This window comes from Streptomyces sp. NPDC027185 (genome assembly GCF_055567035.1).
In genome coordinates, this window is sequence record NZ_JBVHRF010000002.1 from 623489 (window position 1) to 645646 (window position 22158).

Annotated in this window: 21 protein-coding genes and 1 pseudogene; 9 read left to right on the forward strand and 13 right to left on the reverse strand. The window is 72.6% G+C overall.

The genetic code is table 11. The annotated features are described in order from the left end of the window. Positions 1 to 77: 77 nt before the first annotated feature. Positions 78 to 371 (forward strand): hypothetical protein, encoded by a 294-nt coding sequence (locus ACZ4M8_RS07915; protein ID WP_467604314.1) that lies wholly within the window; start codon positions 78 to 80, stop codon positions 369 to 371. A gap of 235 nt (positions 372 to 606) precedes the next feature. On the opposite strand, the gene ACZ4M8_RS07920 is transcribed toward ACZ4M8_RS07915, so the two are convergent. From ACZ4M8_RS07920 to ACZ4M8_RS07945, 6 genes are all read right to left on the reverse strand, one after another. Further along, complete coding sequence (locus tag ACZ4M8_RS07920; protein ID WP_467604317.1) at positions 607 to 3261, reverse strand: SpoIIE family protein phosphatase; 2655 nt, start codon at positions 3259 to 3261, stop codon at positions 607 to 609. 170 nt (positions 3262 to 3431) lie between these two features. Then, positions 3432 to 3893 carry an ATP-binding protein gene (locus ACZ4M8_RS07925; RefSeq protein ID WP_467605303.1) on the reverse strand — a complete coding sequence of 154 codons (462 nt, stop codon included), beginning with the start codon at positions 3891 to 3893 and terminating at the stop codon, positions 3432 to 3434. Positions 3894 to 4057: 164 nt separating this feature from the next. After that, positions 4058 to 4525: a (deoxy)nucleoside triphosphate pyrophosphohydrolase gene (locus tag ACZ4M8_RS07930; protein ID WP_467604319.1), complete on the reverse strand. Its 468-nt coding sequence runs from the start codon at positions 4523 to 4525 to the stop codon at positions 4058 to 4060. A 40-nt stretch (positions 4526 to 4565) separates the two neighbouring features. Continuing rightward, positions 4566 to 4745, reverse strand: coding sequence for an SPOR domain-containing protein (locus tag ACZ4M8_RS07935; protein ID WP_399086393.1), 180 nt, complete (start codon positions 4743 to 4745; stop codon positions 4566 to 4568). A gap of 244 nt (positions 4746 to 4989) precedes the next feature. Continuing rightward, a complete protein-coding gene (locus tag ACZ4M8_RS07940) occupies positions 4990 to 6735 on the reverse strand; it encodes an APC family permease (RefSeq protein WP_467604321.1) in 1746 nt (581 codons plus the stop codon). A 275-nt stretch (positions 6736 to 7010) separates the two neighbouring features. Beyond that, on the reverse strand, positions 7011 to 7763 hold the full coding sequence (locus ACZ4M8_RS07945; RefSeq protein WP_467604324.1) for a GntR family transcriptional regulator: 753 nt from the start codon (positions 7761 to 7763) through the stop codon (positions 7011 to 7013). Between the two features lie 168 nt (positions 7764 to 7931). Here ACZ4M8_RS07945 and ACZ4M8_RS07950 point away from each other — a divergent pair, with 168 nt between their 5' ends. After that, the gene (locus tag ACZ4M8_RS07950) at positions 7932 to 8684 is read left to right on the forward strand and encodes a PIG-L deacetylase family protein (protein WP_467604327.1); all 753 of its coding nucleotides are present in this window, start codon (positions 7932 to 7934) and stop codon (positions 8682 to 8684) included. Positions 8685 to 9209: 525 nt separating this feature from the next. Here the strand turns inward: ACZ4M8_RS07950 and ACZ4M8_RS07955 are convergent. Next, positions 9210 to 9707 carry a CGNR zinc finger domain-containing protein gene (locus ACZ4M8_RS07955; protein ID WP_467604330.1) on the reverse strand — a complete coding sequence of 166 codons (498 nt, stop codon included), beginning with the start codon at positions 9705 to 9707 and terminating at the stop codon, positions 9210 to 9212. A gap of 110 nt (positions 9708 to 9817) precedes the next feature. On the opposite strand from ACZ4M8_RS07955, the gene ACZ4M8_RS07960 reads away from it, so the two are divergent. Then, the gene (locus ACZ4M8_RS07960; protein WP_467604331.1) at positions 9818 to 10693 is read left to right on the forward strand and encodes an alpha/beta fold hydrolase; all 876 of its coding nucleotides are present in this window, start codon (positions 9818 to 9820) and stop codon (positions 10691 to 10693) included. A 143-nt stretch (positions 10694 to 10836) separates the two neighbouring features. On the opposite strand, the gene ACZ4M8_RS07965 is transcribed toward ACZ4M8_RS07960, so the two are convergent. From ACZ4M8_RS07965 to ychF, 3 genes are all read right to left on the reverse strand, one after another. Next, complete coding sequence (locus ACZ4M8_RS07965) at positions 10837 to 11250, reverse strand: DNA-binding protein (protein WP_467604333.1); 414 nt, start codon at positions 11248 to 11250, stop codon at positions 10837 to 10839. Beyond that, positions 11232 to 11516, reverse strand: coding sequence for a hypothetical protein (locus tag ACZ4M8_RS07970; protein WP_467604335.1), 285 nt, complete (start codon positions 11514 to 11516; stop codon positions 11232 to 11234). Before ACZ4M8_RS07970 ends, ACZ4M8_RS07965 begins: the two co-directional genes overlap by 19 nt. A 203-nt stretch (positions 11517 to 11719) precedes the next feature. Beyond that, positions 11720 to 12808 (reverse strand): redox-regulated ATPase YchF, encoded by a 1089-nt coding sequence (ychF, locus tag ACZ4M8_RS07975; protein WP_467604337.1) that lies wholly within the window; start codon positions 12806 to 12808, stop codon positions 11720 to 11722. Positions 12809 to 13220: 412 nt separating this feature from the next. Here ychF and ACZ4M8_RS07980 point away from each other — a divergent pair. Next, a pseudogene (locus ACZ4M8_RS07980) lies at positions 13221 to 13511 on the forward strand (DUF6542 domain-containing protein); the annotation flags it as partial. A gap of 61 nt (positions 13512 to 13572) precedes the next feature. Here ACZ4M8_RS07980 and ppgK read toward each other — a convergent pair. Together ppgK and ACZ4M8_RS07990 are read right to left on the reverse strand one after the other, a co-directional pair. Continuing rightward, positions 13573 to 14451, reverse strand: coding sequence for a polyphosphate--glucose phosphotransferase (gene ppgK, locus ACZ4M8_RS07985; protein ID WP_467604338.1), 879 nt, complete (start codon positions 14449 to 14451; stop codon positions 13573 to 13575). A gap of 137 nt (positions 14452 to 14588) precedes the next feature. Continuing rightward, positions 14589 to 15665: a 4-hydroxy-3-methylbut-2-enyl diphosphate reductase gene (locus ACZ4M8_RS07990; protein ID WP_467604340.1), complete on the reverse strand. Its 1077-nt coding sequence runs from the start codon at positions 15663 to 15665 to the stop codon at positions 14589 to 14591. Positions 15666 to 15747: 82 nt separating this feature from the next. On the opposite strand from ACZ4M8_RS07990, the gene ACZ4M8_RS07995 reads away from it, so the two are divergent. The 4 genes from ACZ4M8_RS07995 (at position 15748) to ACZ4M8_RS08010 (ending at position 20151) form a co-directional block, all read left to right on the forward strand. Beyond that, entirely contained in the window at positions 15748 to 17211 is a 1464-nt protein-coding gene (locus ACZ4M8_RS07995) for an APC family permease (RefSeq protein ID WP_467604342.1), read from the forward strand. A gap of 292 nt (positions 17212 to 17503) precedes the next feature. Next, positions 17504 to 18739 carry an exodeoxyribonuclease VII large subunit gene (gene xseA, locus ACZ4M8_RS08000; RefSeq protein ID WP_467604345.1) on the forward strand — a complete coding sequence of 412 codons (1236 nt, stop codon included), beginning with the start codon at positions 17504 to 17506 and terminating at the stop codon, positions 18737 to 18739. A gap of 10 nt (positions 18740 to 18749) precedes the next feature. Continuing rightward, a complete protein-coding gene (locus tag ACZ4M8_RS08005; protein WP_467604348.1) occupies positions 18750 to 19040 on the forward strand; it encodes an exodeoxyribonuclease VII small subunit in 291 nt (96 codons plus the stop codon). A 517-nt stretch (positions 19041 to 19557) separates the two neighbouring features. Next, positions 19558 to 20151 (forward strand): malonic semialdehyde reductase, encoded by a 594-nt coding sequence (locus ACZ4M8_RS08010; RefSeq protein WP_467604351.1) that lies wholly within the window; start codon positions 19558 to 19560, stop codon positions 20149 to 20151. A gap of 135 nt (positions 20152 to 20286) precedes the next feature. Here ACZ4M8_RS08010 and ACZ4M8_RS08015 read toward each other — a convergent pair whose 3' ends face one another. Then, positions 20287 to 20850 carry a DUF4245 domain-containing protein gene (locus ACZ4M8_RS08015; RefSeq protein WP_467604353.1) on the reverse strand — a complete coding sequence of 188 codons (564 nt, stop codon included), beginning with the start codon at positions 20848 to 20850 and terminating at the stop codon, positions 20287 to 20289. A 168-nt stretch (positions 20851 to 21018) separates the two neighbouring features. Between ACZ4M8_RS08015 and glpX the strand changes: the two genes are divergently transcribed. Beyond that, on the forward strand, positions 21019 to 22050 hold the full coding sequence (glpX, locus tag ACZ4M8_RS08020; RefSeq protein WP_399086441.1) for a class II fructose-bisphosphatase: 1032 nt from the start codon (positions 21019 to 21021) through the stop codon (positions 22048 to 22050). Positions 22051 to 22158: the final 108 nt, after the last annotated feature.

Below are 22158 nucleotides of genomic sequence, written 5' to 3' on the forward strand. Positions count from 1 at the left end.
CCCGGTCCTCGCGAAGACACCCCGCCCCGGCGCCCGCCGGACTTCCCGGACGACGTTCCCGGCAGAGAGGGCGGATCATGTCCCTTCACGACGAACTGACGGCGGCCGAACACGCCCTGGACGAGCTGGAGCGGGCCGTGGTCCGCCTGGAGCACCGGCTCGGCGACGGGCTCGACATCCGCCGGGTCCGCACCGACACCGACCACCTGGGCGACAGCCTGCGCCTGCTCCGCACCGCCGCCGCGCCCGCCCGCACCTCCGCCCCCGGCGGCCCCCAGGTCGTCCCCGTCCCCGACACCCCGTACGACAGCGCCCTGTGGTCCGACGCGGAGGACGAGGGCCTGGGCGCGAAGGACCGGCACGCCCCCTGACGAGCGGCGGCGGGACCGGGCGGGAGGAGCCGGGCGCTACGGGAGGCGGTCCGGCCCAGGAGACCCGGGGCGCCAGGACGTACGGGCGGATGCCGGGCCGTACACGGGAGGCGGGGCGCCCCGGGGCGTGTGCCGCGGCCGGACGCCGAAGGGCCGGCCCGGCCCCGTACACCTCGCCGCCCCGGCACGACGGAGCCCGGCCCCGCGACGGGACCGGGCTCCGGACGTGCCCCGCTCAGAACATGCTCAGCAGCGCCTCGGCCGGATCCGGCGCCGGGTGGTCGCCGTCGGGCAGGGCGAGTTCGAACCAGACGGTCTTGCCGCGGGGGGTGCGGCGGCTGCCCCAGCCGGTGCTCAGCAGGCCGACCAGCTGAAGGCCGCGGCCGCCCTCGTCGGTGTCGCGGGCGCGGCGGCGGCGCGGCTGTGCGAGATCGGCGTCCCACACCTCGCACACCAGCGACCGGTCGCGCAGCAGACGGAGCCGGATCTCGCCGTGACCGTGCCGCAGCGCGTTGGTGACCAGCTCGCTGACGAGCAGCTCGGTGGTGTCCACCAGCTCCGTAAGGCCCCAGTCGGTGAGCTGGTCGCGGGCCAGCTCCCGGGCGCGCGACACCGAACGGGCCTCCGGCGCGAGGCTCCAGTCCCCCACCGCGTCCTTGGGCAGCCCGTGCACCCGGGCCATCAGCAGCGCGATGTCGTCCTCACCGTGCGAGGTGTCCAGGGTGGACAGGACGTGGTCGCAGGCGTCCTCCAGCGGCCGGTCGGCGTCGAGCGCGCCGCGGAACGCCTCCAGGCCCTCGTCCAGCGGGTGGTCGCGGGACTCCACCAGACCGTCGGTGTAGAGGGCGAGCAGCGCGCCGTCCGCCAGCTCCACCTCGGTCTCCTCGAACGGCTCGCCGCCGACGCCCAGCGGCATGCCCGGCGGGACGTCCAGCAGCGCCGCCTCCGCGCCCTCCTCGACCACCACCGGCGGCAGATGCCCGGCGTTGGCGAACGTACAGCGGCGGGTGATCGGGTCGTACACGGCGTAGACGCAGGTGGCGAGGTAGACCTCGGAGAGATCGGCGGTCCCGGCGGCGTGCGGCACACCGGGCGCCGGGGAGCGGCCGGCCGCGGCGCGCTTGCCGCCGCGCCCCTCACCGCCGCCCAGCCCGCGGGCGACCTCGTCCAGCGCGGCCAGCACCTCGGCGGGCTCCAGGTCGAGCAGGGCCAGCGTGCGCACGGCGGTGCGCAGTTCGCCCATGGCGACGGCGGCGCGCAGCCCGCGGCCCATGACGTCGCCGACGACCAGTGCGGTGCGGTGGCCGGGCAGCTCGATGACGTCGAACCAGTCGCCGCCGACCTCGGTGGCGGCGGCGCCCGGCAGATAGCGGCAGGCGATGTCGAGCCCGGCGGCCTCCGGGTCGCCGGGCGGCAGCAGGCTTCGCTGGAGCATCAGCGCCCGCTCGTGCTCGCGGCGGTAGAGCCGGGCGTTGTCGATACAGACCGCGGCGCGCGCCGCCAGCTCCACGGCGAGCGCGGTGTCCCGCTCCCCGAACGGCTCACTGCCCTTCGTCCGGGAGAACTGCACCAGACCGACGACGGTGTCCCGCGCGACCATCGGCACCGCGAGCGTGGAGTGCACCACGGCGCCCAGCTCACGGCCCTCCTCCCCCTCCCGGCCAGGCACGATCTGCGCCTGCGCGGTCCGCAGCGCGCCCGCGCACGGGGAGTTGAAGGGGTAACGGTGGACCGCGCCGACCGCGACCGGGCTGCTCTCGGGACAACAGGGCATGGTGGCCAGCGGCGCGTCCGAGACGGCGCTGGAGAAGGCGACGCGGCGCAGCTCCGCGCTGCCGTCGCTCATCCCGGGCGGTGCCTCGTCGCCCGCCAGCAGCCCCTGGTAGAGGTCGACGGAGGCCAGGTCGCAGAATTGCGGAACGGCGACGTCGAGAAGGGTGCGGGCGGTGGTCTCCAGGTCGAGGGAGTTGCCTATGCGGGCGCCCGCCTCGTTGAGCAGCGCGAGGTTGCGGCGGGCGTTGGCGGCCTCGCGTTCGGCGCGGCGGCGCCCGGTGACGTCGGAGGCGAGCGCGGCGACGCCGATGGGACGGCCGCTGGCGCCGTGCAGGCGGTAGAGCGAGACCGACCAGCGGCGCCGGTCCTCCTCACCGGGCACCACCCCGACCAGCTGCATCTCGGACACCGGCTCACCGGTCTCCAGCACCCGGCGCAACGCCACCGTCATCCGCTCGGCCTCGGCCCGCGGCAGGAAGTCGTGCGGGGTGCCGCCGCGGTACTTGCTCGCCGGGCCGCCGAAGACGGTGGCGAACCGCTCGTTGACGCGGAGCAGCCGCAGCCGGGTGTCGAAGAGAGTGAAGCCCATCGGGGACTGGCCGAACACCGCCTGCGCGGCGGCGAGGTCGGTCTCGATACCGCGCAGCGCCCGGACGTCGACGACGAGACAGACCGCGGCGCGCTCGCCGGTCTCCGTCTCGGACGGCATGACGTAGATCTCCGCGAGCCCGTCGGCCGCGCCGCCGTCCTCCCGGCGGTAGGGCACCAGGCCGGTCCACTCCCGTCCGTCGAGGATCCGGGAGACCGCGCGGTACCCGGTCTCGCGCAGCTCGTGGGGGACGAACGCCTCCACCGGGTCCTTGCCGACGGCCTGGGCGGCGGTGATGCCGAGCATGGCGGTGGCGCGCTCGCTCCAGCTGTCGATCCGGCCGTCGGGGCCGAGGGAGAAGGACGCGAGCCGGATGTAGTCGTAGATCGAACCGGGCCGGCTGGACTGCCACACCGGCGGATCCTGCGGCGCGAGGGCAGGCGGGACGACGACCGCGTCGGCCGGGCCTTTCCTGCCGTGACCTGCGGTCTGCGCGGGAACCGTCCCGCCGGATGACAACTCGCTCACGAGCCCCGTCCCCTCCAGCTCATCGTGCCCGGACCGGACCTGCCGAGTAAATCAGCACCTCGGCACTTCGGAACACGGTCTTCACGATCACAGCACAGTCTCGATCGCGGCCCCGGCACGGTTTGTCGACGAATGGGCAACGACGCGCGTCAACCGGGGCCACCTGTCTCCTAACCAGCCACCGCCAGCTCGAACCACACGGTCTTGCCGCTCTTCCCGTGCCGCGTCCCCCAGCGCCGGGAGGCGCGGGCGACCAGCTGGAGGCCGCGTCCGCCCTCGTCGTCGGGGGCCGCGGTGCGCTCCAGCGGCGGATCGGGCAGCGGATCGGAGACCTCGACGAGGAGTCCGCCGCCGAGCCGCTCCAGCCGGACACCGATCGGGCCGCTGGCGTACGTCAGGGAGTTGGTGACCAGTTCGCTGACGAGCAGTACGGCGGTGTCGACGAGCGGATCGAGACCCCAGTCGGCGAGGGTCGCGCGGACCGTGGCCCGCGCGGTGCGGACGGCGCCGGGCTCGGCGGGGAAACTCCATCCGGCGACGGCGGACGCCCCGGCTGACGGGTCACGACGGCGGACGGCGGCGTGTGCCGATTCGGGGGCTCCTGCCGCTCCGCTGTCGCTCACGCCGATCACTTCCCATGGTGCGACGCCCACCGCACCCGCCGGTAAATGGGTCAATCAGGACATACCCGATAATTGTCCGCCCGTACCGCCCGCGCACGGGCGTCCGGGCCACCCGGACGAACCCGCCGCCCGATCCCGCGCACCACGCCGTACGAGGCGGACGCCCGCCGTCCTCAGAGCGGTGTACGCCCGCCGGGCACGGTGGAGCGCGGCGGACCGGGCGGCGCGGCGGTGGCCGGATCCGCACCCTCCCGCAGCAGCCGCATCGCGGCGGCCACCGCCGGCCGGTCCTGGTCCAGCCAGTCCACCGACAACTCCTCGGCCGGCTCCAGCCAGCGCAGCTCGTCGTGGTCCTGGAGCGGCCGCGGCTCACCGGAGACCAGCCTGGCGGCCCACACCCGCAGGACGAACCCCGGGCGCAGCGGCCACTCGCCCTCGATCGGCGCCAGCGGCTCGGCCTCGACGCCCAGCTCCTCGCGCAGCTCACGGACGAGCGCCTGCTCGGGACTCTCGCCGTCCTCCACCTTCCCGCCGGGCAGCTCCCAGCGGCCGGCCAGCGCGGGCGGCGCGCTGCGCCGCGCGGCCAGCAACCGCCCGCGATCGAGCACCGCGCCGCCCACCACCACACGCACCGTCGTCATACGCGGCAGCCTACGGCGCGCACCACGCTCCGCAACCCGCTCAGCCGGTCGTCACATCCATCTTCTCCACCACGTAGAGCCGCTGGTCACCGTCGCCGTCGAGGCGTCCGGCGACCCGCTCGGCCTCCGCGCGGGTGGCGTACCGGCCCACCCGATAGCGATGGCCGCCTTCCTCCTGACGAATGACGAGCCAGGGCAGCTCGGTCGTTCCGCCGGCCATCACATCGCTCCGTCCGCAGCACCGCGCGTCATCCCGTGCCCCTCCCGGGCCGATACCGAATCCGCATTCTGCATATGCCCGACCCTACGCCCGACCTTCACTCAGCGGATACGGAATGGCACAAGGAGAGACGGAACCGGCCACCCGCGGGCCCCCGGCGTACCGGGAGGGCCTGCGAGTGGCCGGTGGAGCCGTACGGCTCGGTGGAGCATCGACCGGGGCCGGGCCCCGGACGCGGTGCGGATCAGGCGTCGCTGCGGACCTTGCCGTCCGAGGGACGGTCGTCATCGGGACCCGCGTCACCGGAGCGCTGAGCGCCCACGGTCGCCGCCCCGGACTCCTCGGCCGCCTCCGCCGCGCGGATCTCCTCCTCGACCGCGACCAGCGAGGGGTTCCGCCACGAGCTGCGCACGCCCCAGAAGTAGAACGCGAGGCCGATGAGGACGACCACGACGATGTCCACGCCTTCCGGCAGGTAGCCCTTGCCGCCGAACTCCTTGCCGCCGCTGTACGAGACGATCGCCATGACCAGCAGGTACACCACCATCCAGGCGCCGGCCTTGAGGTGCGGACGCAGCTCGGCCCACGGCTTGCGGCCCTGCGAGAGCGGCTTGCCGATCTCGTACCAGGCCCAGACCGGCAGACCGACCGCCATGATCAGGATGACCTTGCCGGTGAGCGGCCAGCGGCCCCAGTACAGCACCAGCGAACCGAAGACCATCGCGATCGGGGCGATGACCGGCATCACCTTCAGGCGCACCGGACGCTTCAGGCCGGGCGAGAGGCGGCGCAGCGACATCACGGCGACGGGGCCGGTGATGTACGAGATGACCGTGGCGACGGAGACGATCTCCGCCAGTGAGCCCCAGCCGCGGAAGACCGCGAGGAACAGGAAGGCGATGACGAGGTTGAGCACCAGCGCCGGGCGCGGCACACCGGTCTTCTTGTCGACCTTGCCGAAGATGCCGGGCAGGTGGCCGTTCTCCTGCACGCCGTGGATCATGCGCGAGGTGGTGGCGGCGTAGATCATGCCCGTGCCGGACGGCGAGATGAAGGCGTCGGCGTAAAGCAGCATCGCCAGCCAGTTCAGACCCCAGGCGATGGCGAGGTCGGCGAGCGGCGAGTTGTAGCCGAGACCGGCCCAGCCGCCGGCGGAGGCGAGCTTGTCACCGGGCACCGCCATCAGGAACGCGACCTGCAGGGCGACGTAGATCACCAGGGCGATGACGATGGAGCCGATGACGGCCTTCGGCAGCGAACGGCCCGGGTTACGCGCCTCGGCGGCGAGGTTCAGCGGCGACTGGAAGCCGTTGTAGGCCCAGACGATGCCGGAGACCGCGACGGCGGTGAAGACCGAGCTCCAGCCGTTCGGCGTGAAGCCGCCGGCGTCCTTGATGTTGCCCGTGTCGAAGTGCGCGATCATCAGCGCGCTCGCGGTCAGGACCGGGACGACGACCTTGAAGACCGTGATCGCGGTGTTGGTCTTCGCGAACAGCGTGATCGCGAACCAGTTCAGGAAGAAGTAGAAGATCAGCAGCACGCTGGCGAGCGCCACGCCGCTGCCGGTCAGCTCCTTGCCGTCGTACAGCGCCTGGGCCCAGCCGAAGTCCCAGGAGCTCATGTACTGGACGGAGGCGGTGGCCTCGCCGGGGATCACGGAGACGATCGCGATCCAGTTGGCCCACGCCGCGAGGTAACCGGCGAGCGAGCCGTGCGAGTACTGGCCGTAGCGGACCATGCCGCCGGCCTTCGGGAACATCGACCCCAGCTCGGTGTAGGTCAGGGCGATGGTGAGTGCGACGACCGCGCCGATCACCCAGGCGAGGATGGCGGCGGGACCGGCGATGGCAGCGGCCCGTTCGGCTCCGAAGAGCCAACCGGAGCCGATGATGGACCCGAGGCCAGTGGCGGTCAGGGCGATGGTCCCTAGGGACCGGCGGTAATTGGAGTGCGAGCCCTGCTCCGCGCTCGGGGTCTTCGTCGTGCTCACGTGCTTGGTCTCCTGGTCTTCCCCCGTGCCGTGCACAAACTTCGCCATCGTAAGAGCGAATCGGATGATCGGATTCCCTTACCCGGCGAAAAGCCCCGCCCCAGCGAGCGGGTGTGACTATTCCCACGACACGGTGCAGCCGACAAATAAGAATGAATACGGACAACGAGTCCGCATGAAATTGGCGTTACGGGCGGTACGCGGAGCCATCCCGAGGCCCTCGCGTCCGACTCCCCGTCCCGCCCTTACTTCCTCCCGCCCCCGTCGCGCCGGACCTAGCGGACCGGCAGGTGATACGTCACACGGTGCCGGTCGGCCAGGGTGACCACATCGGCGGTCTCCACGGGCCTGCCTCCGGCGAAGTACGTCCGCGAGATGACGAGCACAGCATGGCCCGGCACGCCGCCCAGCACCATGACTTCTTCAGCCAGCCCCGGCCGGGCGCCGACCTCCTCCACGACGTTGTCCACCACCACGTCGATCGCGGCCATCCGCTCGACCACGCCGCGCCCCGCGAGCGGGCCCTCCTCGGGCAGCATCACCGGGGTCCGGCCGGTGATCTCCAGCGGCTCCCAGGACGTCGAGACCATGGCCGGCTCACCCTCCGCGCGGAAGACGTACCGCGTCCGCATGACCCGCGCGCCCGGCTCGATCCGCAGCCGCCCGGCGACCGAACTCCCCGCCTCCTCCTGCCGGCTGCTCGACTCCCAGCTGCCCGCGACCCGCTCGTCCGTCTGCTCCTGCCGGAAGGGGGTGCAGGCGGGCCCGGCGTGGTGCCCGGCACGGGCGATCCGGCGGGGCGCGGGGCGCTCGCGCACATACGTACCGGAGCCGGAGCGGCCCTCGACGAGGCCCTCCGCCATGAGCACCTTGCGCGCTTCCAGCGCGACGGTGTCGGAGACGCCGTACTGGGCACGGATGCGGGCCTGCGAGGGGAGCCGGGTGTGCGGCGGCAGCGCGCCGTCGACGATCTTCTGACGCAGGTCGCCTGCGACACGGAGGTACGCGGGCTGCTCACCGAAAGACACGGGCCCTCCCAACAGCTTGGCGGTGGGTAACAGCGTGGCAACTGCGCGTTGCCACCCGCAACCTTGGGCCAGGAAATCACCCAATGTGATGACCCCCAGCTCACCCGGCATAACGATCAAGGAATCGGGCGAGGGTGGACGCGGAGAAGCCGCACCCCGAGGAGCCCCATGACCGGCACCACCGCCCCGCTCCCCGCCCTGCCCGACGACTGGCACCACGCGCTCGCCATCGCCGCGCACCCCGACGACCTGGAGTACGGCGCGGCCGCCGCCGTCGCCGAATGGACCGCCTCCGGACGCACCGTCACCTATCTCCTGGTGACCCGCGGCGAGGCTGGTATCGACGGTCTCGCACCCGATGAGTGCGCCACGGTCCGCGAGGCCGAGGAGCGGGCCGGCGCCGCCCTCGTCGGCGTCCGTACCGTCGAATTCCTCGACCATCCCGACGGGACCGTCACCCCGACGCTCGCCCTGCGCCGTGACCTGTCGGCGGCCGTCCGCCGCCACCGCCCCGACCTGCTCGTCACCCTCAACCACCACGACACCTGGGAGGGCGGCCACTGGAACACCCCCGACCACCGCACCGTCGGCCGCGCCGTCCTCGACGCCGCCGCCGACGCGGGCAACCGCTGGATCTTCCCCGACCTCGTCACCCAGGACGGCCTCCAGCCCTGGAACGGCGTCCGCCACATCGCCGTGGCCGACTCCCCCGCCCCCACCCACGCGATGGCCATCGGCTCCGGTTTCGACGCCGCCGTGGCCTCCCTCGCCGCCCACCGGACGTACATCCAGGGCCTCGCCGCCCCTGGCTCCCCCACGCCCGATCCCCTCACCTACGCCCGCGACTTCCTCGACCGGACCCTGCGCCCGGCCCCCGGCGGCACGGAGCGAATCGTCCGCTTCGAGCTGTTCTCCCGGTGACGCCCCACGGCACCACCCCACACAAAACGGCCATCCTGCGCTCACTGATTGGCTTGTTTTATCCCTTGCAACAGGGCGCCCGATGTGCCGCTGCGGCCTACGGCACCTGAACCGCAGGTATCCAGGGAGACTCGCGAGGGTTTCGAAGGCATGACGAGCCCACGGCGCGGTTCGCCTCCCGGGGGATCCGCTATACGCGCACGGGAACGGAGCGACAGGACGGGCCTGCCACCGGGCAGCGCACACACAATGCGCCCAACGCGCCCCGAGGCGGAGGAACTTCGCCCCGAAATACTCCGCCCGCGCTCAACTTCCGCAAGAAAAAGAAGAGAAAGCGGAAGGGAAATCCGCCCCCTCATGCATTTCCGGGTGAATTCCCTTCGGGAGCACGCGCGTTGTCTTGCCTGATACCGAAAAACGGAAGCGGGCGCGGGGCGGCGCGCCGCCGGGGGCACCCCGGGCGTTCCCGACCGGCTCACCGCTACGCCGCCCCGGCCCACCCGGGCTCCGCCCAAAGCCCCCGCGTTACGAGCTCTCCCGCGTCCGGGCCTGGTGGCGGCGGGCCTTGAGCCGGTTGCCGCAGGTCTTCATCGAGCACCACCGCGCGGTGTTGGCGCGGCTGCGGTCCAGGAGGAAGAGGCGGCACTCGGGGTTCCCGCACGGGCGCAGCCTGCCGGGCATACGCTCCTTGACGTCCGCCCAGGCCAGGACGAGTTCCACGGCGAGCCGACGCTCCGGCGGCGCCTCCAGCCGCCACTCGACGCCCGCCGCACCGGGCACCGGAACCTTCCGCACCCCCGCCAGGACCCGCCTCAGCCGGGGTTCCGCCGCCGCACCCGACTCCGCCTCCTGAAGGGCGTCCCGGGCGGCGCGCAGCCACCGGCACTCGTCGTCCCCGCCGAGCCCGCCATGTTCCCGCACCCACCGCGCCAGGTCGGTGCCGTCCTCCCACAGGTCGCGGCGCCGACCGTCCACGACAGGGGTGCTGTTCAACGCCTCCATCAGGGCCTCTTCGTCCAGCACGACCCACCCCACCTTCCCACCTAACCCCATCAAGCCACTTGACAGGTTACCGCAGAGCTGCCCTACTGAACACGAGAGATAACCACCATGAACCATTGAAGGGGTTAGTCATGCCGGAGATCCACCACCGCTTCGCCACCGTCCGGGGACACCGGCTCTTCTACCGCGAGGCGGGCCCCCGCGAGGCCCCCGCGCTCGTCCTCCTGCACGGATTCCCCACCAGCTCCCGCATGTTCCGCCACCTCATCCCGGCGCTGGCCGACCGCTTCCACCTCATCGCCCCCGACCACCTCGGCTTCGGCCGCTCCGACACACCACCCGCGGAGACGTTCCCCTACACCTTCGACGCCCTGACCGACCTCACCGAAGCCCTCCTGACCCACCTCGGCATCGCCCGCTACGCCCTCTACGTCCAGGACTACGGCGCCCCCATCGGCTGGCGGCTCGCCCTGCGCTCCCCCGAAGCCGTGACCGCGGTGATCACCCAGAACGGCAACGCCTACGAGGACGGCTTCGTACCCGACTTCTGGGACCCCCTCTGGGCCTACGCCGCCGCCCCCGGCCCGCACACCGAACCCGCCGTCCGCACCGCCCTCACCCTCGACGCCATCCGTTGGCAGTACCTGCACGGTGTGGCCCGCCCCGAACTGATCGACCCCGACACCTGGACCACCGACCACCACGAGATCAGCCGACCCGGCAACGACCTCGTCCAGCTGGCCCTCTTCCGCGACTACGCCACCAACCGTCCCCTCTATCCCCGCCTGCACACCTACTTCCGCGAAAGCCAGGTCCCCCTCCTCGCCGTCTGGGGCGCGAACGACGAGATCTTCGGCCCCGAAGGCGCCCACGCCTTCACGAGAGACCTGCCCGCCGCGGAAATCCACCTCGTACCCGGCGGCGGCCATTTCCTGCTGGAGAACCATCCGGACACGGTCGCCGGATACGTACGGGGGTTCCTGACGAGCGTCGGGACGGCGGGCTGACCCCCGGCCGGGCCGCGCCGAGAACAGCAGAGGCCCGGCCGCAACCGGCCGGGCCTCCGGTGATCCGTACGGGGCCGGACCGGGTCCGAGGAATACCCTCCGGTTTCCCCCCGACGCGACCTCGCACCGCTCGAAACGCACGTTCACACCGCGACGAGCCGGACCCGATCGCCGCAGAGCTTGACCATGTCGTCGATATCAGATGTCAACATCGCCACCGGGCGGTGCTGACGCAGCGCAGCCTCGGCGACCGCCGCATCGATCGCGTACTTGTGCCCGTGCAGGCCGGCCTCCATGAGCAGATTCGAGGCCGCCCTAGCCTCCTCATCGCCCACCGGGACCGCACGCATTCCGGAAAGCACCCAGTTCAGCCGGGACGTGTTCGTACGCGCATGGACGGCCTCGATGATGGTGAGCGCGCTGATCACGACCTCCATGCCGCGCAAGCGCGCCTCGCCGACCAGGGCCACCACCTGCTCGTCATCGGAGAGCAGCTTCGAAAGCCCCTCGCTGTCGAGGATCAACGTCCCCTCGTGACTCAGCTTGCGGCGGGCCACTGGCCCTCCTCGGCGAACACCTCGTCGAAGACCTGCCGCGCCCGCTGGCGGGCCGGCTCGGAGACCGGCCCCTTGCGGCTCTCGTAGTCCGCCAGGTACTCGTCAAGGACCTGCCCACGCAGCTCACGCTCGACCGCCTCGGCGATGAACGCGGAGAACTCCCGCTTCCCCACCCGCGCCCGGATCGCCTCCGCCGTCCCTTCCGGCAGCGACAGGCTCACCCGCGTCGCCGGCCCTTCCCCGATGCTGTACGTCGTCTCGCCCATAACTCAAGTGTGTCAAACGAGTAGGAAAACCGCCAAGCCCCATCCGTCCACAAGCACCGAAAGCATGCGTCCCGGCGCCGGCGCCCTCGTCCCGTCCCGGCACGGTCCGGACGCGGGCAACGCAAAGGGCCCGACCCCGAAGAGCCGGACCCCTTCTGACCTGCACGTTTGCCAGATCAGCGATGTGGTGGATATGTCACCCGCTACACATTGAAGCGGAACTCCACCACATCCCCGTCCTGCATCACATAGTCCTTGCCCTCCATGCGGGCCTTGCCCTTGGCGCGGGCCTCGGTGACCGAACCTGTCTCCACCAGGTCGGCGAAGGAGATGACCTCGGCCTTGATGAAGCCCTTCTGGAAGTCGGTGTGGATGACTCCGGCGGCTTCGGGGGCGGTGGCGCCCTGTTTGATGGTCCAGGCGCGGGATTCCTTGGGGCCGGCCGTCAGGTAGGTCTGCAGGCCCAGGGTGGCGAAGCCGGCGCGGGCGAGGGTGGCGAGGCCGGGCTCCTCGGCGCCCACGGACTGGAGGAGTTCCATGGCGTCCTCCTCGTCCAGCTCGGCGAGGTCGGCCTCCAGCTTGGCGTTGAGGAAGATCGCCTCGGCGGGGGCGACGAGGGCGCGCTGTTCGGCCTGGAACGCCTCGTCGGTCAGCTCGTCCTCGTCGACGTTGAAGACGTAGAGGAAGGGCTTGGTGGTGAGGAGGTGGAGGTCGTGGAGGAGCTCTTCGTTGCCGGAGCCCTGGACGATGCCCTGGGAGAAGAGGGTGTCGCCGCGCTCCAGGATCTCCTTGGCCTCCTCGACGGCCTTGACCTTCGGGGCGATGTCCTTCTTGATCCGCGATTCCTTCTGGAGGCGCGGCAGGACCTTCTCGATGGTCTGGAGGTCGGCGAGGATCAGCTCGGTGTTGATCGTCTCGATGTCGTCGCGGGGCGAGATCTTGCCGTCGACGTGGACGACGTTCTCGTCGGCGAAAGCGCGGATGACCTGGCAGATCGCGTCGGACTCGCGGATGTTTGCGAGGAACTTGTTGCCCAGGCCCTCGCCCTCGCTGGCGCCGCGGACGATGCCCGCGATGTCGACGAAGTCGACGGTCGCCGGGAGGATCCGCTCGGAGCTGAAGATCTCGGCGAGCTTGGCCAGGCGGGTGTCGGGGACGCCGACGACGCCGACGTTCGGCTCGATGGTGGCGAACGGGTAGTTGGCCGCCAGCACATCGTTCTTGGTCAGGGCGTTGAAGAGGGTCGACTTGCCGACGTTGGGCAGTCCGACGATTCCGATCGTGAGCGACACGGTGGCGACATCCCGGGGAGCGAGGCGGTGAGGGCGGACACGGCTCCCGTAGGGGCCGATCCACCAGTTTACGGGGCGCGGGCGGTGGGCCGTCCGGCCCGGTGCGGGCCCCCGAACGCAGCATCGGTGAGACACCCTGGCGTGTCCCGGAGCCCGTTCATAGCACCGCGCGGCCTACCGTTGGCGGGTGGAGCAACGAGATGCGCGCGCACCCCAGCACCGCCCGGCCGTGAGCGGCGGGCCCTCCGCGGTCCGCGACCCCCGGCTGCCGCGCCCGGCGAAGGGACGGCCGGGCCGGGAGCGGCCCGGCACGGACCCGGCGGACGCCGAGCGGCGGGCCGCCGGTACCGCGACCGTCTACCGGGCCGGTCCGCGACCGCTGCCCGGCAAGGTCGCCGCGGTGGTGCGGCGGATGCCCGCCCCGAAACTGACCGGCCTGGGCTGCGGTCTGCTGAGCACCCTCGCGCTGCTCGCCTTCGCCGCCCTCGACGCGCTCCTCCTCGACGGCGCGCAGGTCCCGTACGGCGTCTTCTTCGTCCTGGTGTCGTTCTGCGCGGGGCTGTGGGTGCGGCCGTACGACCTGGTGGCGGCGCCGGTGGCGCTGCCGATCGCGTTCACGCTCGGGGCGGTGCCGATCGCGCACGGCGCGGACGGGTTCGCCGGGCTGCTGATGGGGGTCTTCACCGTGCTGGCGCTGAACGCCGGCTGGCTCTACGCGGGGACGCTGGTCTGTGTCTTCCTCGCGCTGGTGCGCAAGGTGGTGCTCATCGTGCGGCGTCGGGCCAGCCGACCGGCGACGCGACCGGCGGGGCGTCCGGGGAGCCGGCGTCCCGGTGCGGCGGAGGGGCGGGCGCCGGGGCGGGCTCCCGGGAACCGTCCGCGGCAGGTGGCGCCGCAGCCCGAGCGGCATGAGCGGCCATCGCGGCACCCACGATCCCCGCGTCGTTCCGAAGCCGAGCCGGCACGATCTCGGCCCTGATCCCTTCGAGCAGCGGCAGGAACTTGTCGGCCTTGCGGCTGACCCCGCCGCCGAGCACGAACAGTTCGGGCGAGAAGAGCATCTCGACGTGGGTGAGGTACTTGGTCAGCCGCCGCGCCCACCGCGACCAGCTCAGCCCCTCGGCGTCCCTGGCGTGGGAGGCGGCGCGGGTCTCGGCGTCGTGGCCGTTCAGCTCCAGATGGCCCAGTTCGGTGTTGGGCACCAGACGGCCGCCGGTGAAGACGGCGGAGCCGATGCCGGTGCCGAGGGTGAGGACGATGACGGTGCCGAGGCGGCCACGTCCGGCGCCGTAGCGCATCTCGGCGAGTCCGGCGGCGTCCGCGTCGTTGAGGAGGGTCACCGGGCAGTCGGCACCGAGCCGTCCGGTGAGGAGCTGGGCGGCGTCGGTGCCGATCCAGCCCTTGTCGACATTGGCGGCGGTACGGGTGACGCCGCCGGTGATCACGCCGGGGAAGGTGGCGCCGACCGGGCCCGTCCAGCCGAAGTGCGCGACGACCTCGCGGACGCTGTCGGCGACCGCGCCCGGCGTGGCGGGCTGCGGGGTGAGGACCTTGTGGCGCGGTTCGGCCAGTTCGCCGCGCTCCAGGTCGACCGGGGCGCCCTTGATGCCTGATCCGCCGATGTCCACACCGAAGACCTTCATGGGAAAAGGCTAGGCGCGACGGGCGCGGGGCGCCCTGGGAACGGGGAATCGGCCGGGCCGCCCCGGGCCGCCCCGGAAAAGCGGAACCGGCCGCCGTACGGAAGGTCACGGCGGCCGGTTCCCCGGGGTGTGCCGGCTCAGCTCTCCGTGGCCGCCCTGGCCTCGGCGCGCAGGTCACGCCGGAGCTCCTTGGGCAGTGAGAAGGCGATGGACTCCTCCGCCGCGGTGATCGTCTCGACGTCGTCGTAGCCGCGCTCGGCGAGCCAGTCCAGGACGCCGTGGACGAGGACGTCGGGGACGGAGGCGCCGGAGGTGACACCGACGGTGGTGACGCCGTCGAGCCAGCTCTCGTCGATCTCGTCGGCGTAGTCGACCAGATGGGCGTCCTTGGCGCCGGCGCCGAGGGCGACCTCGACGAGGCGGACGGAGTTCGAGGAGTTCTTGGAGCCGACGACGATGACGAGGTCGGCGTCGGCGCCCATCTGCTTGACCGCGGTCTGGCGGTTCTGGGTGGCGTAGCAGATGTCGTCGCTGGGCGGCGAGAGGAGGTTGGGGTAGCGGCCCTTGAGGGCGCCGACCGTCTCCATGGTCTCGTCGACGGAGAGGGTGGTCTGGGAGAGCCAGACGACCTTGTCCGGGTCGCGGACCTCGACGTTCGCGACGTCCTCGGGGCCGTCGACCAGCGTGATGTGGTCGGGCGCCTCGCCGCTGGTGCCGATGACCTCTTCGTGGCCCTCGTGGCCGATGAGGAGGATGTCGTAGTCCTCCTTGGCGTACCGGACGGCTTCCTTGTGGACCTTGGTGACCAGCGGGCAGGTCGCGTCGATGGTGGCGAGCTTGCCGCGCCGCGCCTCCTCGTGGACGGTCGGGGCGACGCCGTGCGCGGAGAAGATGACGATGTTGCCCTCGGGAACCTCCGCCGTCTCGTCGACGAAGATGGCGCCCTTCTTCTCCAGGGTCTTCACGACGTACTTGTTGTGCACGATCTCGTGGCGTACGTAGACGGGAGCGCCGTACTGCTCCAGGGCTTTCTCGACGGCGATCACCGCGCGGTCCACCCCCGCGCAGTAGCCGCGCGGGGCGGCGAGCAGGACCCGCCGGCGCTCGCGCGGGGCGTCGGCTCTCGGGGCGCTGGCGGGCTGCGGGGTGTCACCGTGACGCGGGGCGTCCTCGCTCGCGGCGGTGGCGGGTGACGGGCCGGGCGTAGCAGTCATGCGTCCCATCGTACGGGCGTACCGCACCGCCCGGAGATCGCGCCGGTGGCCCAGACTGGGGCCGAGAGACCAGGGAGGCGGTATGCCGGAGAACGACACGGCGCGGGGCACGGCCGGGGGGCCGGCGGGCGGGGACGACGGGGCGGCGACGGCGGCGGAGCGCGGCAGCAGCAGTCCGCCGGCGCTGCGGCGGACGCTCTCCTTCCGGGACCTGATCGTCTACGGGCTGCTGTTCATCGCCCCGATGGCGCCGGTCGGCATCTTCGGCACGCTCCAGGCCAAGTCGGGCGGGGCGGTCACCCTCGTCTATCTCGTCGCGACGGTGGCGATGGCCTTCACGGCGTACTCGTACGCGCAGATGGTGCGGGTCGCGCCGCAGGCGGGGTCGGTCTACACCTACGCGCGGGTGGGGCTGGGTGAGGGGGCCGGGTTCGTCGCCGGGTGGATGGCGATGCTGGACTACCTGCTGATCCCGGCGGTGGCGTATCTCTTCTCCGGGATCGCGATGCACGCGCTCGTCCCGGGGGTGCACCAGTGGGTGTGGACGGCGCTGGCGGTGGTGGTGACGACGCTGCTGAACCTGTGGGGGGTGCGGGCGGCGGCGGTCGTCGGGTTCGCGGTGCTGGCGCTGGAGATCGCGGTGCTGGCGGTGTTCGTGGTCGCGGCGGTGGCGGAGCTGGTGGCGCACGGTGCGCAGCGCGGCTGGGCGGCGCCGCTGACCGGCGAGGGCGGCTTCTCGATGACGGCGGTGCTGGCGGCGGTGTCGGTGGCGGTGCTGTCGTACCTCGGTTTCGACGCCATCGCGGCGTTCGCGGAGGAGGCGCGGGGGGCGCACGGACCGGCGGCGGGCGCCGGGCAGCGGGGCGCGGACCAGGTGGCGCGGGCGGTGATCACCTGCCTGGTGGTGGCGGGACTGCTGTTCGCGGTGCAGACGTATCTGGCGGCGCTGCTGGCCCCGGTGCCGGCGGCGGAGCTGGCCGCGAAGCCGGGTGAGCAGGGCGCGGCGTTCTACACGACGGTCGACGCGTCGGTGGGCGGCTGGCTGCACGATCTGGTGGCGGCGAGCAAGGCGCTGGGCGCGGCGTTCGCGGCACTGGCCGGACAGGCGGCGGCCGGACGGCTGCTGTTCGCGATGGCCCGGGACCGGCGGCTGCCCGGGGCGATGGCCAAGGTGGACGCGGGCAGCGGGGTGCCGCGCCGGGCGCTGCTGGGCGCGGCGGTGGTGACGCTGGTGGCGGCGGTGTGGGCGGCGCGGCGGGACGACGGGCTCGACCATCTGTCGTCGATCGTCAACGTCGGCGCGCTGACCGCGTTCGCGCTGCTGCACGCGTCGGTGATCGGCTGGTTCCGCGTCCGGCGGCGCGCGGAGGTCCCGAGCGTGCTGCGCCATGTGGTGGTCCCCGTGATCGGCCTGGCCGTGGTGGTCGCCGTGATCGTCGAGGCGTCCCCGACGGCCCAGCTGGTCGGCGCGGTGTGGCTCGCGGTGGGGCTGGCGGTGCTGGGGTTCCAGTACGCGAGGGAGCGGGCCGGGCGGGACGGGAAGTAGGCGGGACGGTCCCGTGGCGCCGGTACGGGTGCGGGCCCTCGGGAGCGGCGGGCCCCGGGGCGGGGCGGCCGGGCGCGAGCGGGTGCGGACGAACGGGTGCGGGATTCCGTAGGGCCGGTTCGGGGTGCGGGCCCTCGGGAGCGGCGGGGCCCGGGGCGGGGCGGCCGGGCGTGGGTGCCGCGTGGGCGGGCGGGGGCCGGGCGTGCACCGGCGGGCCGGCCCGCCGTCGCCGCGCGTCCGGCCTCGCGTCGGCCCCTGCCCGTTGTCGGTGGTCGCCGATACTCTCGCTCGTATGGCTCTCTCCACGTCTCCCGAAGCGCCGGTCCCGGTCGGTCAGGTGTCGCGGCTGATCGGCGGGTGGATCGACCGGCTCGGCGCCGTCTGGGTCGAGGGGCAGATCACCCAGCTGTCGCGGCGGCCGGGCGCCGGGGTGGTGTTCTTGACGCTGCGCGACCCGTCGCACGACATCTCGCTGAGCGTGACGTGCTACCGCCGGGTCTTCGACCAGGTGGCGGACGTGGTCGGCGAGGGCGCCCGGGTGGTGGTGCACGCCAAACCGGAGTGGTACGCCCCGCGCGGCCAGTTGTCGCTGCGCGCCGCCGAGATCCGGCCGGTCGGCGTGGGCGAACTCCTCGCGCGGCTGGAGCAGCTGAAGAAGTCCCTGGCGGCCGAGGGGCTGTTCGCGGCGGACCGCAAGAAGCCGCTGCCGTTCCTGCCGCAGCTGATCGGCCTGGTCTGCGGCCGGGCCAGCGCCGCCGAGCGGGACGTGCTGGAGAACGCCCGGCACCGCTGGCCCGCCGTCCGCTTCGAGGTGCGCAACGTCCCCGTCCAGGGGGCGCGGGCGGTGCCGGAGGTCATCGGGGCGGTGCGGGAGCTGGACGCGCTGCCCGAGGTGGACGTCATCATCGTGGCGCGCGGCGGCGGCAGCGTGGAGGACCTGCTGCCGTTCTCCGACGAGCGGCTGGTGCGGACGGTCGGCGAGGCCCGCACCCCGGTCGTCTCCGCGATCGGCCACGAGCCGGACACCCCGCTGCTCGACCTCGTCGCCGACCTGCGGGCGTCCACCCCGACCGACGCGGCGAAGAAGGTCGTCCCGGACGTCGGCGAGGAGCTGGTGCGGGTGCGGCAGCTGCGCGAGCGGGCGCTGCGCGCGGTCGGCGGTTTCCTGGAGCGGGAGGAGCGGGGGCTCGCGGCGGCGCTGAGCCGCCCGTCGATACGGCAGCCGCAGCGGATGGTGGCGGAGCGCGCCGAGCAGATCGAGGCGCTGCTCGGCCGGGGCCGCCGCACCCTCGGCCATCTGCTGGACCGCGCCGACTCGGAGCTGGCGCACACCCGCGCCCGGGTCGTCGCGCTCTCCCCGAAGGCCACTCTGGAGCGCGGTTACGCCGTCCTCCAGCGCCACGACGGCACGGCGGTGCGCGCCCCGTCCGAGGTGAGCGACGGCGAGGAGCTGCGCGCCCGGGTCTCCGAGGGCGGCTTCACGGTCCGGGTGAGCGACGGCGACGGCGCTGTCACACCCAGCGCTTAGGCTGGACGGCATGGCGAAGGCGGAGACGGACGAGATGACGGACGCGGAGCGCACGGCGGTCGCCCCCGTGGCGACCGTGGACTCCACCCTCGGTTACGAGCAGGCACGGGACGAGCTGATCGAGGTCGTCCGCAGTCTGGAGACCGGCGGTACGACGCTGGAGGAGTCGCTGGCCCTCTGGGAGCGCGGCGAGGAGCTGGCGAAGGTCTGTCGCCGCTGGCTGGACGGTGCCCGCGCCCGCCTGGACGCGGCCCTCGCCGAGGAGGACGCCGCCCCGGAGAGCGACACGGCCCGGGACTGATCCCCCCGGACCGGCCGGCGCCCGGTCCGCCACGGGGCGGGAAGCCCGGCCCCGTACAGCCGTCCGCGACCGGCGAGGTGCCACCGGCACGGACCCGCCCGCCCCGCCGGCACCGACGGCCCGCGCCCCGCCCCGCCGCCCGGCGACTGGACAGCCCCGACCACCAGGCCCGGCGACGGAGCGGCCCGAGCCCCCGTCCGCCGAACCCCCACGACTCGACCGCCTCAAGGCCCGGCCTTCCGGACCGGCCTCTCGGCCCCGGGCCGGGCCCGGCGTCCGAACCTCCGAGCCCCGCCCCCGGCATCTGCCCCGGCCTCGCAACGACGGCCCCGGCCACCCCTCCGACGGCTCTCCCGCCGCGGGCCCCGGCCGACCTTCCGGGCCCCGGCCCGTGAGCCCCCTCACACCACCGCGACTTTAGTTGAAAATTAATCTATTGCCGCTACAGTGGAACACGTAGACCTCACCGGATCGGCAGCCCCGACCCTCTTCCTCTATCTGACCCCGAGGTGCCTCTATGTCTCTCGCCCTTGACGCCGCCGCTCAGGACCTCCTCTTCCGCGAGGCCCAGACCGCCAACACGTTCACGGACGAGCCGGTGACGGACGAGCAGGTCCAGGCCATCTACGACCTGGTGAAGTTCGCGCCGACCGCCTTCAACCAGTCGCCGCTGCGCCTGACGCTGGTCCGCTCCGAGGACGCCCGTAAGCGCCTGGTCGCCCACGCCATGGGCGCCAATGGCCCGAAGACGCTGGCCGCGCCGCTGACCGCGATCCTCTCCGTGGACCTCGACTTCCACGAGAAGCTGCCGCAGCTCTTCCCGCACGCCCCGGGCGTCAAGGACGCGTTCTTCTCCGAGGCCGCCGTCCGCGAGGTCGCCGGCACCCAGAACGCCACCCTCCAGGCCGGTTACTTCATCCTCGGCATCCGCGCCGCCGGCCTCGCCGCCGGCCCGATGACCGGTTTCGACTTCGCCGCCATCGACAAGGAGTTCTTCGGCGACGGCAAGCAGAAGTCCTTCCTCGTCATCAACTTCGGCAAGCCGGGCCCCGACGCCTTCTTCCCGCGCTCGCCCCGCCTCGACTACACCGAGGCCGTCACCACCATCTGATCCCCGCCACGGCCCCGCGCCCGCCACGGGCCGGGCCCCCGGCGCACGAAGGCCGCCGCTCCCCCAGAGGTGCGGCGGCCTTCGTCGTCCCGAACGCGTGGGCGGCCCGGACCGCGCAGGTCCGGAACCGGCCGGTCAGCCCTTCTTCGCCACCAGCGCCGCGGCCAGCTCGGCGAGCCTGCCGTACGGAGCGGTACCGGTGACCACCGTGGTCACCCCGGGCTCCTCGCGCACCAGCGCGTTGTACTTCTCGCCCTTGTAGCGGTCCCACTTCTTGCTGCCGACGGCCTGCTCGCCCTTGACGCGGGAGGCACCGAGGGTGACCTCCTTGATGAACTTCTCCGGCGACGCGTCGCTCTGCTCCACCGCCGCGTACTGCTGCTCCGGGTCGAGCAGCCCCAGATGCCAGGCGCCGCCCTTGCCGTCCTCGGTGGCGCGGTACGACACGGAGGTGGCGCGCCAGGTCTTCGGCAGTCCCTCCGGCGCGGCGATCGGGTACGGCGCCGCCCGGCGGGCCGTGGCGACCTCGACGCGGGTGTCGACGGTCAGCACCGCCTTCTTCTCCGCACCGCCGCTGTCGTCGTGCGGGATGAAGATGTAGATCACCGCGACGAGCACGCCGATCACCGCCAGCGACAGGAGCATGTCCCGTACCGTTTGTCTGCCTCGCGTTCCAGCCACGCCCCTATCGTCCCCCATGGCCTGCGCGATCAGGACACGACCCCCGTGGCGACGCCCCGTGTGCGGCCCCCTTCCGCCGGTCGCCGCGCCGCTCATGCGAAGGGCCGCCTGCTCACTTTCGCGACGTACCGATAAAATCGCAGACACCCTCAGACCTGCGGCATAGCCGTACAGAAAGGTGCGCTCGTGTCCGAGCATCAGCTCCCGTCCCCCTTGGAAGTCAGCCCCGAGGCCCCCGACCGCAACCTCGCCCTGGAGTTGGTCCGGGTCACCGAGGCCGGCGCCATGGCGTCGGGCCGGTGGGTCGGGCGCGGTGACAAGAACGGCGCCGACGGTGCGGCGGTCAAGGCGATGCGCGCCCTGATCCACACCGTGTCGATGGACGGCGTGGTGGTGATCGGCGAGGGCGAGAAGGACAACGCCCCGATGCTCTACAACGGCGAGCGCGTCGGCGACGGCACCGGCCCCGAGTGCGATGTGGCCGTCGACCCGGTGGACGGTACGACGCTGACCGCCAAGGGCATGGCCAACGCCGTCTCCGTGATGGCCGTCGCCGAGCGCGGCTCCATGTTCGACCCGTCCGCGGTCTTCTACATGGACAAGCTCGCCACCGGCCCCGAGGCCGCCGACTTCGTCGACATCAACGCGCCCGTCGCGGTGAACATCAAGCGGATCGCCAAGGCGAAGCGTTCCGCCGTCGAGGACGTCACCGTCGTCATCCTGGACCGGCCGCGCCACGACGGGCTGGTCAAGGAGGTCCGCGAGGCGGGCGCCCGCATCAAGTTCATCTCGGACGGCGATGTGGCCGGCGCGATCATGGCGGCCCGTGAGGGCACCGGCGTCGACCTGCTCCTCGGCATCGGCGGCACCCCCGAGGGCATCATCGCCGCCTGCGCCCTCAAGTGCCTGGGCGGCACCCTTCAGGCCAAGCTGTGGCCCAAGGACGACGCGGAGCGGCAGCGCGCCCTCGACGCCGGCCACGACCTCGACAAGGTCCTGGCGATCGAGGACCTCGTCAAGGGCGACAACGTCTTCTTCGTCGCGACCGGCATCACCGACGGCGACCTGCTGCGCGGCGTCCGCTACCGCGCGGAGACCGCGTACACCCAGTCCCTGGTGATGCGCTCGAAGTCGGGCACGATCCGCCAGATCGACTCCCAGCACCGGCTGTCGAAGCTGCGTGCGTACAGCTCGGTGGACTTCGAGCGCCCCAGCTGATCCGGCCGGCACACGGCGCGGGGGGAAGTGAGGGGGGGGTCGGGTGTTTTTCTCCGCGTGGGTTGTGGCTTCTCTGTGTTGTGTTCCTCTGTGCAGGGCTTCTGTTCT

Bases quoted from the DNA above. Each gene is read 5' to 3' on its own strand.
- ACZ4M8_RS08015 (WP_467604353.1), bottom strand. From the start codon at position 20,850: ATGGGGGACGATAGGGGCGTGGCTGGAACGCGAGGCAGACAAACGGTA.
- ACZ4M8_RS07930 (WP_467604319.1), bottom strand. From the start codon at position 4,525: ATGACGACGGTGCGTGTGGTGGTGGGCGGCGCGGTGCTCGATCGCGGG.
- ACZ4M8_RS07935 (WP_399086393.1), bottom strand. From the start codon at position 4,745: ATGGCCGGCGGAACGACCGAGCTGCCCTGGCTCGTCATTCGTCAGGAG.
- ACZ4M8_RS07995 (WP_467604342.1), top strand. From the start codon at position 15,748: ATGCCGGAGAACGACACGGCGCGGGGCACGGCCGGGGGGCCGGCGGGC.
- ppgK (WP_467604338.1), bottom strand. From the start codon at position 14,451: ATGAAGGTCTTCGGTGTGGACATCGGCGGATCAGGCATCAAGGGCGCC.
- ACZ4M8_RS07950 (WP_467604327.1), top strand. From the start codon at position 7,932: ATGACCGGCACCACCGCCCCGCTCCCCGCCCTGCCCGACGACTGGCAC.
- xseA (WP_467604345.1), top strand. From the start codon at position 17,504: ATGGCTCTCTCCACGTCTCCCGAAGCGCCGGTCCCGGTCGGTCAGGTG.
- ACZ4M8_RS07970 (WP_467604335.1), bottom strand. From the start codon at position 11,516: ATGGGCGAGACGACGTACAGCATCGGGGAAGGGCCGGCGACGCGGGTG.
- ACZ4M8_RS07960 (WP_467604331.1), top strand. From the start codon at position 9,818: ATGCCGGAGATCCACCACCGCTTCGCCACCGTCCGGGGACACCGGCTC.
- ACZ4M8_RS08010 (WP_467604351.1), top strand. From the start codon at position 19,558: ATGTCTCTCGCCCTTGACGCCGCCGCTCAGGACCTCCTCTTCCGCGAG.
- ACZ4M8_RS07990 (WP_467604340.1), bottom strand. From the start codon at position 15,665: ATGACTGCTACGCCCGGCCCGTCACCCGCCACCGCCGCGAGCGAGGAC.
- ACZ4M8_RS07915 (WP_467604314.1), top strand. From the start codon at position 78: ATGTCCCTTCACGACGAACTGACGGCGGCCGAACACGCCCTGGACGAG.
- ACZ4M8_RS08005 (WP_467604348.1), top strand. From the start codon at position 18,750: ATGGCGAAGGCGGAGACGGACGAGATGACGGACGCGGAGCGCACGGCG.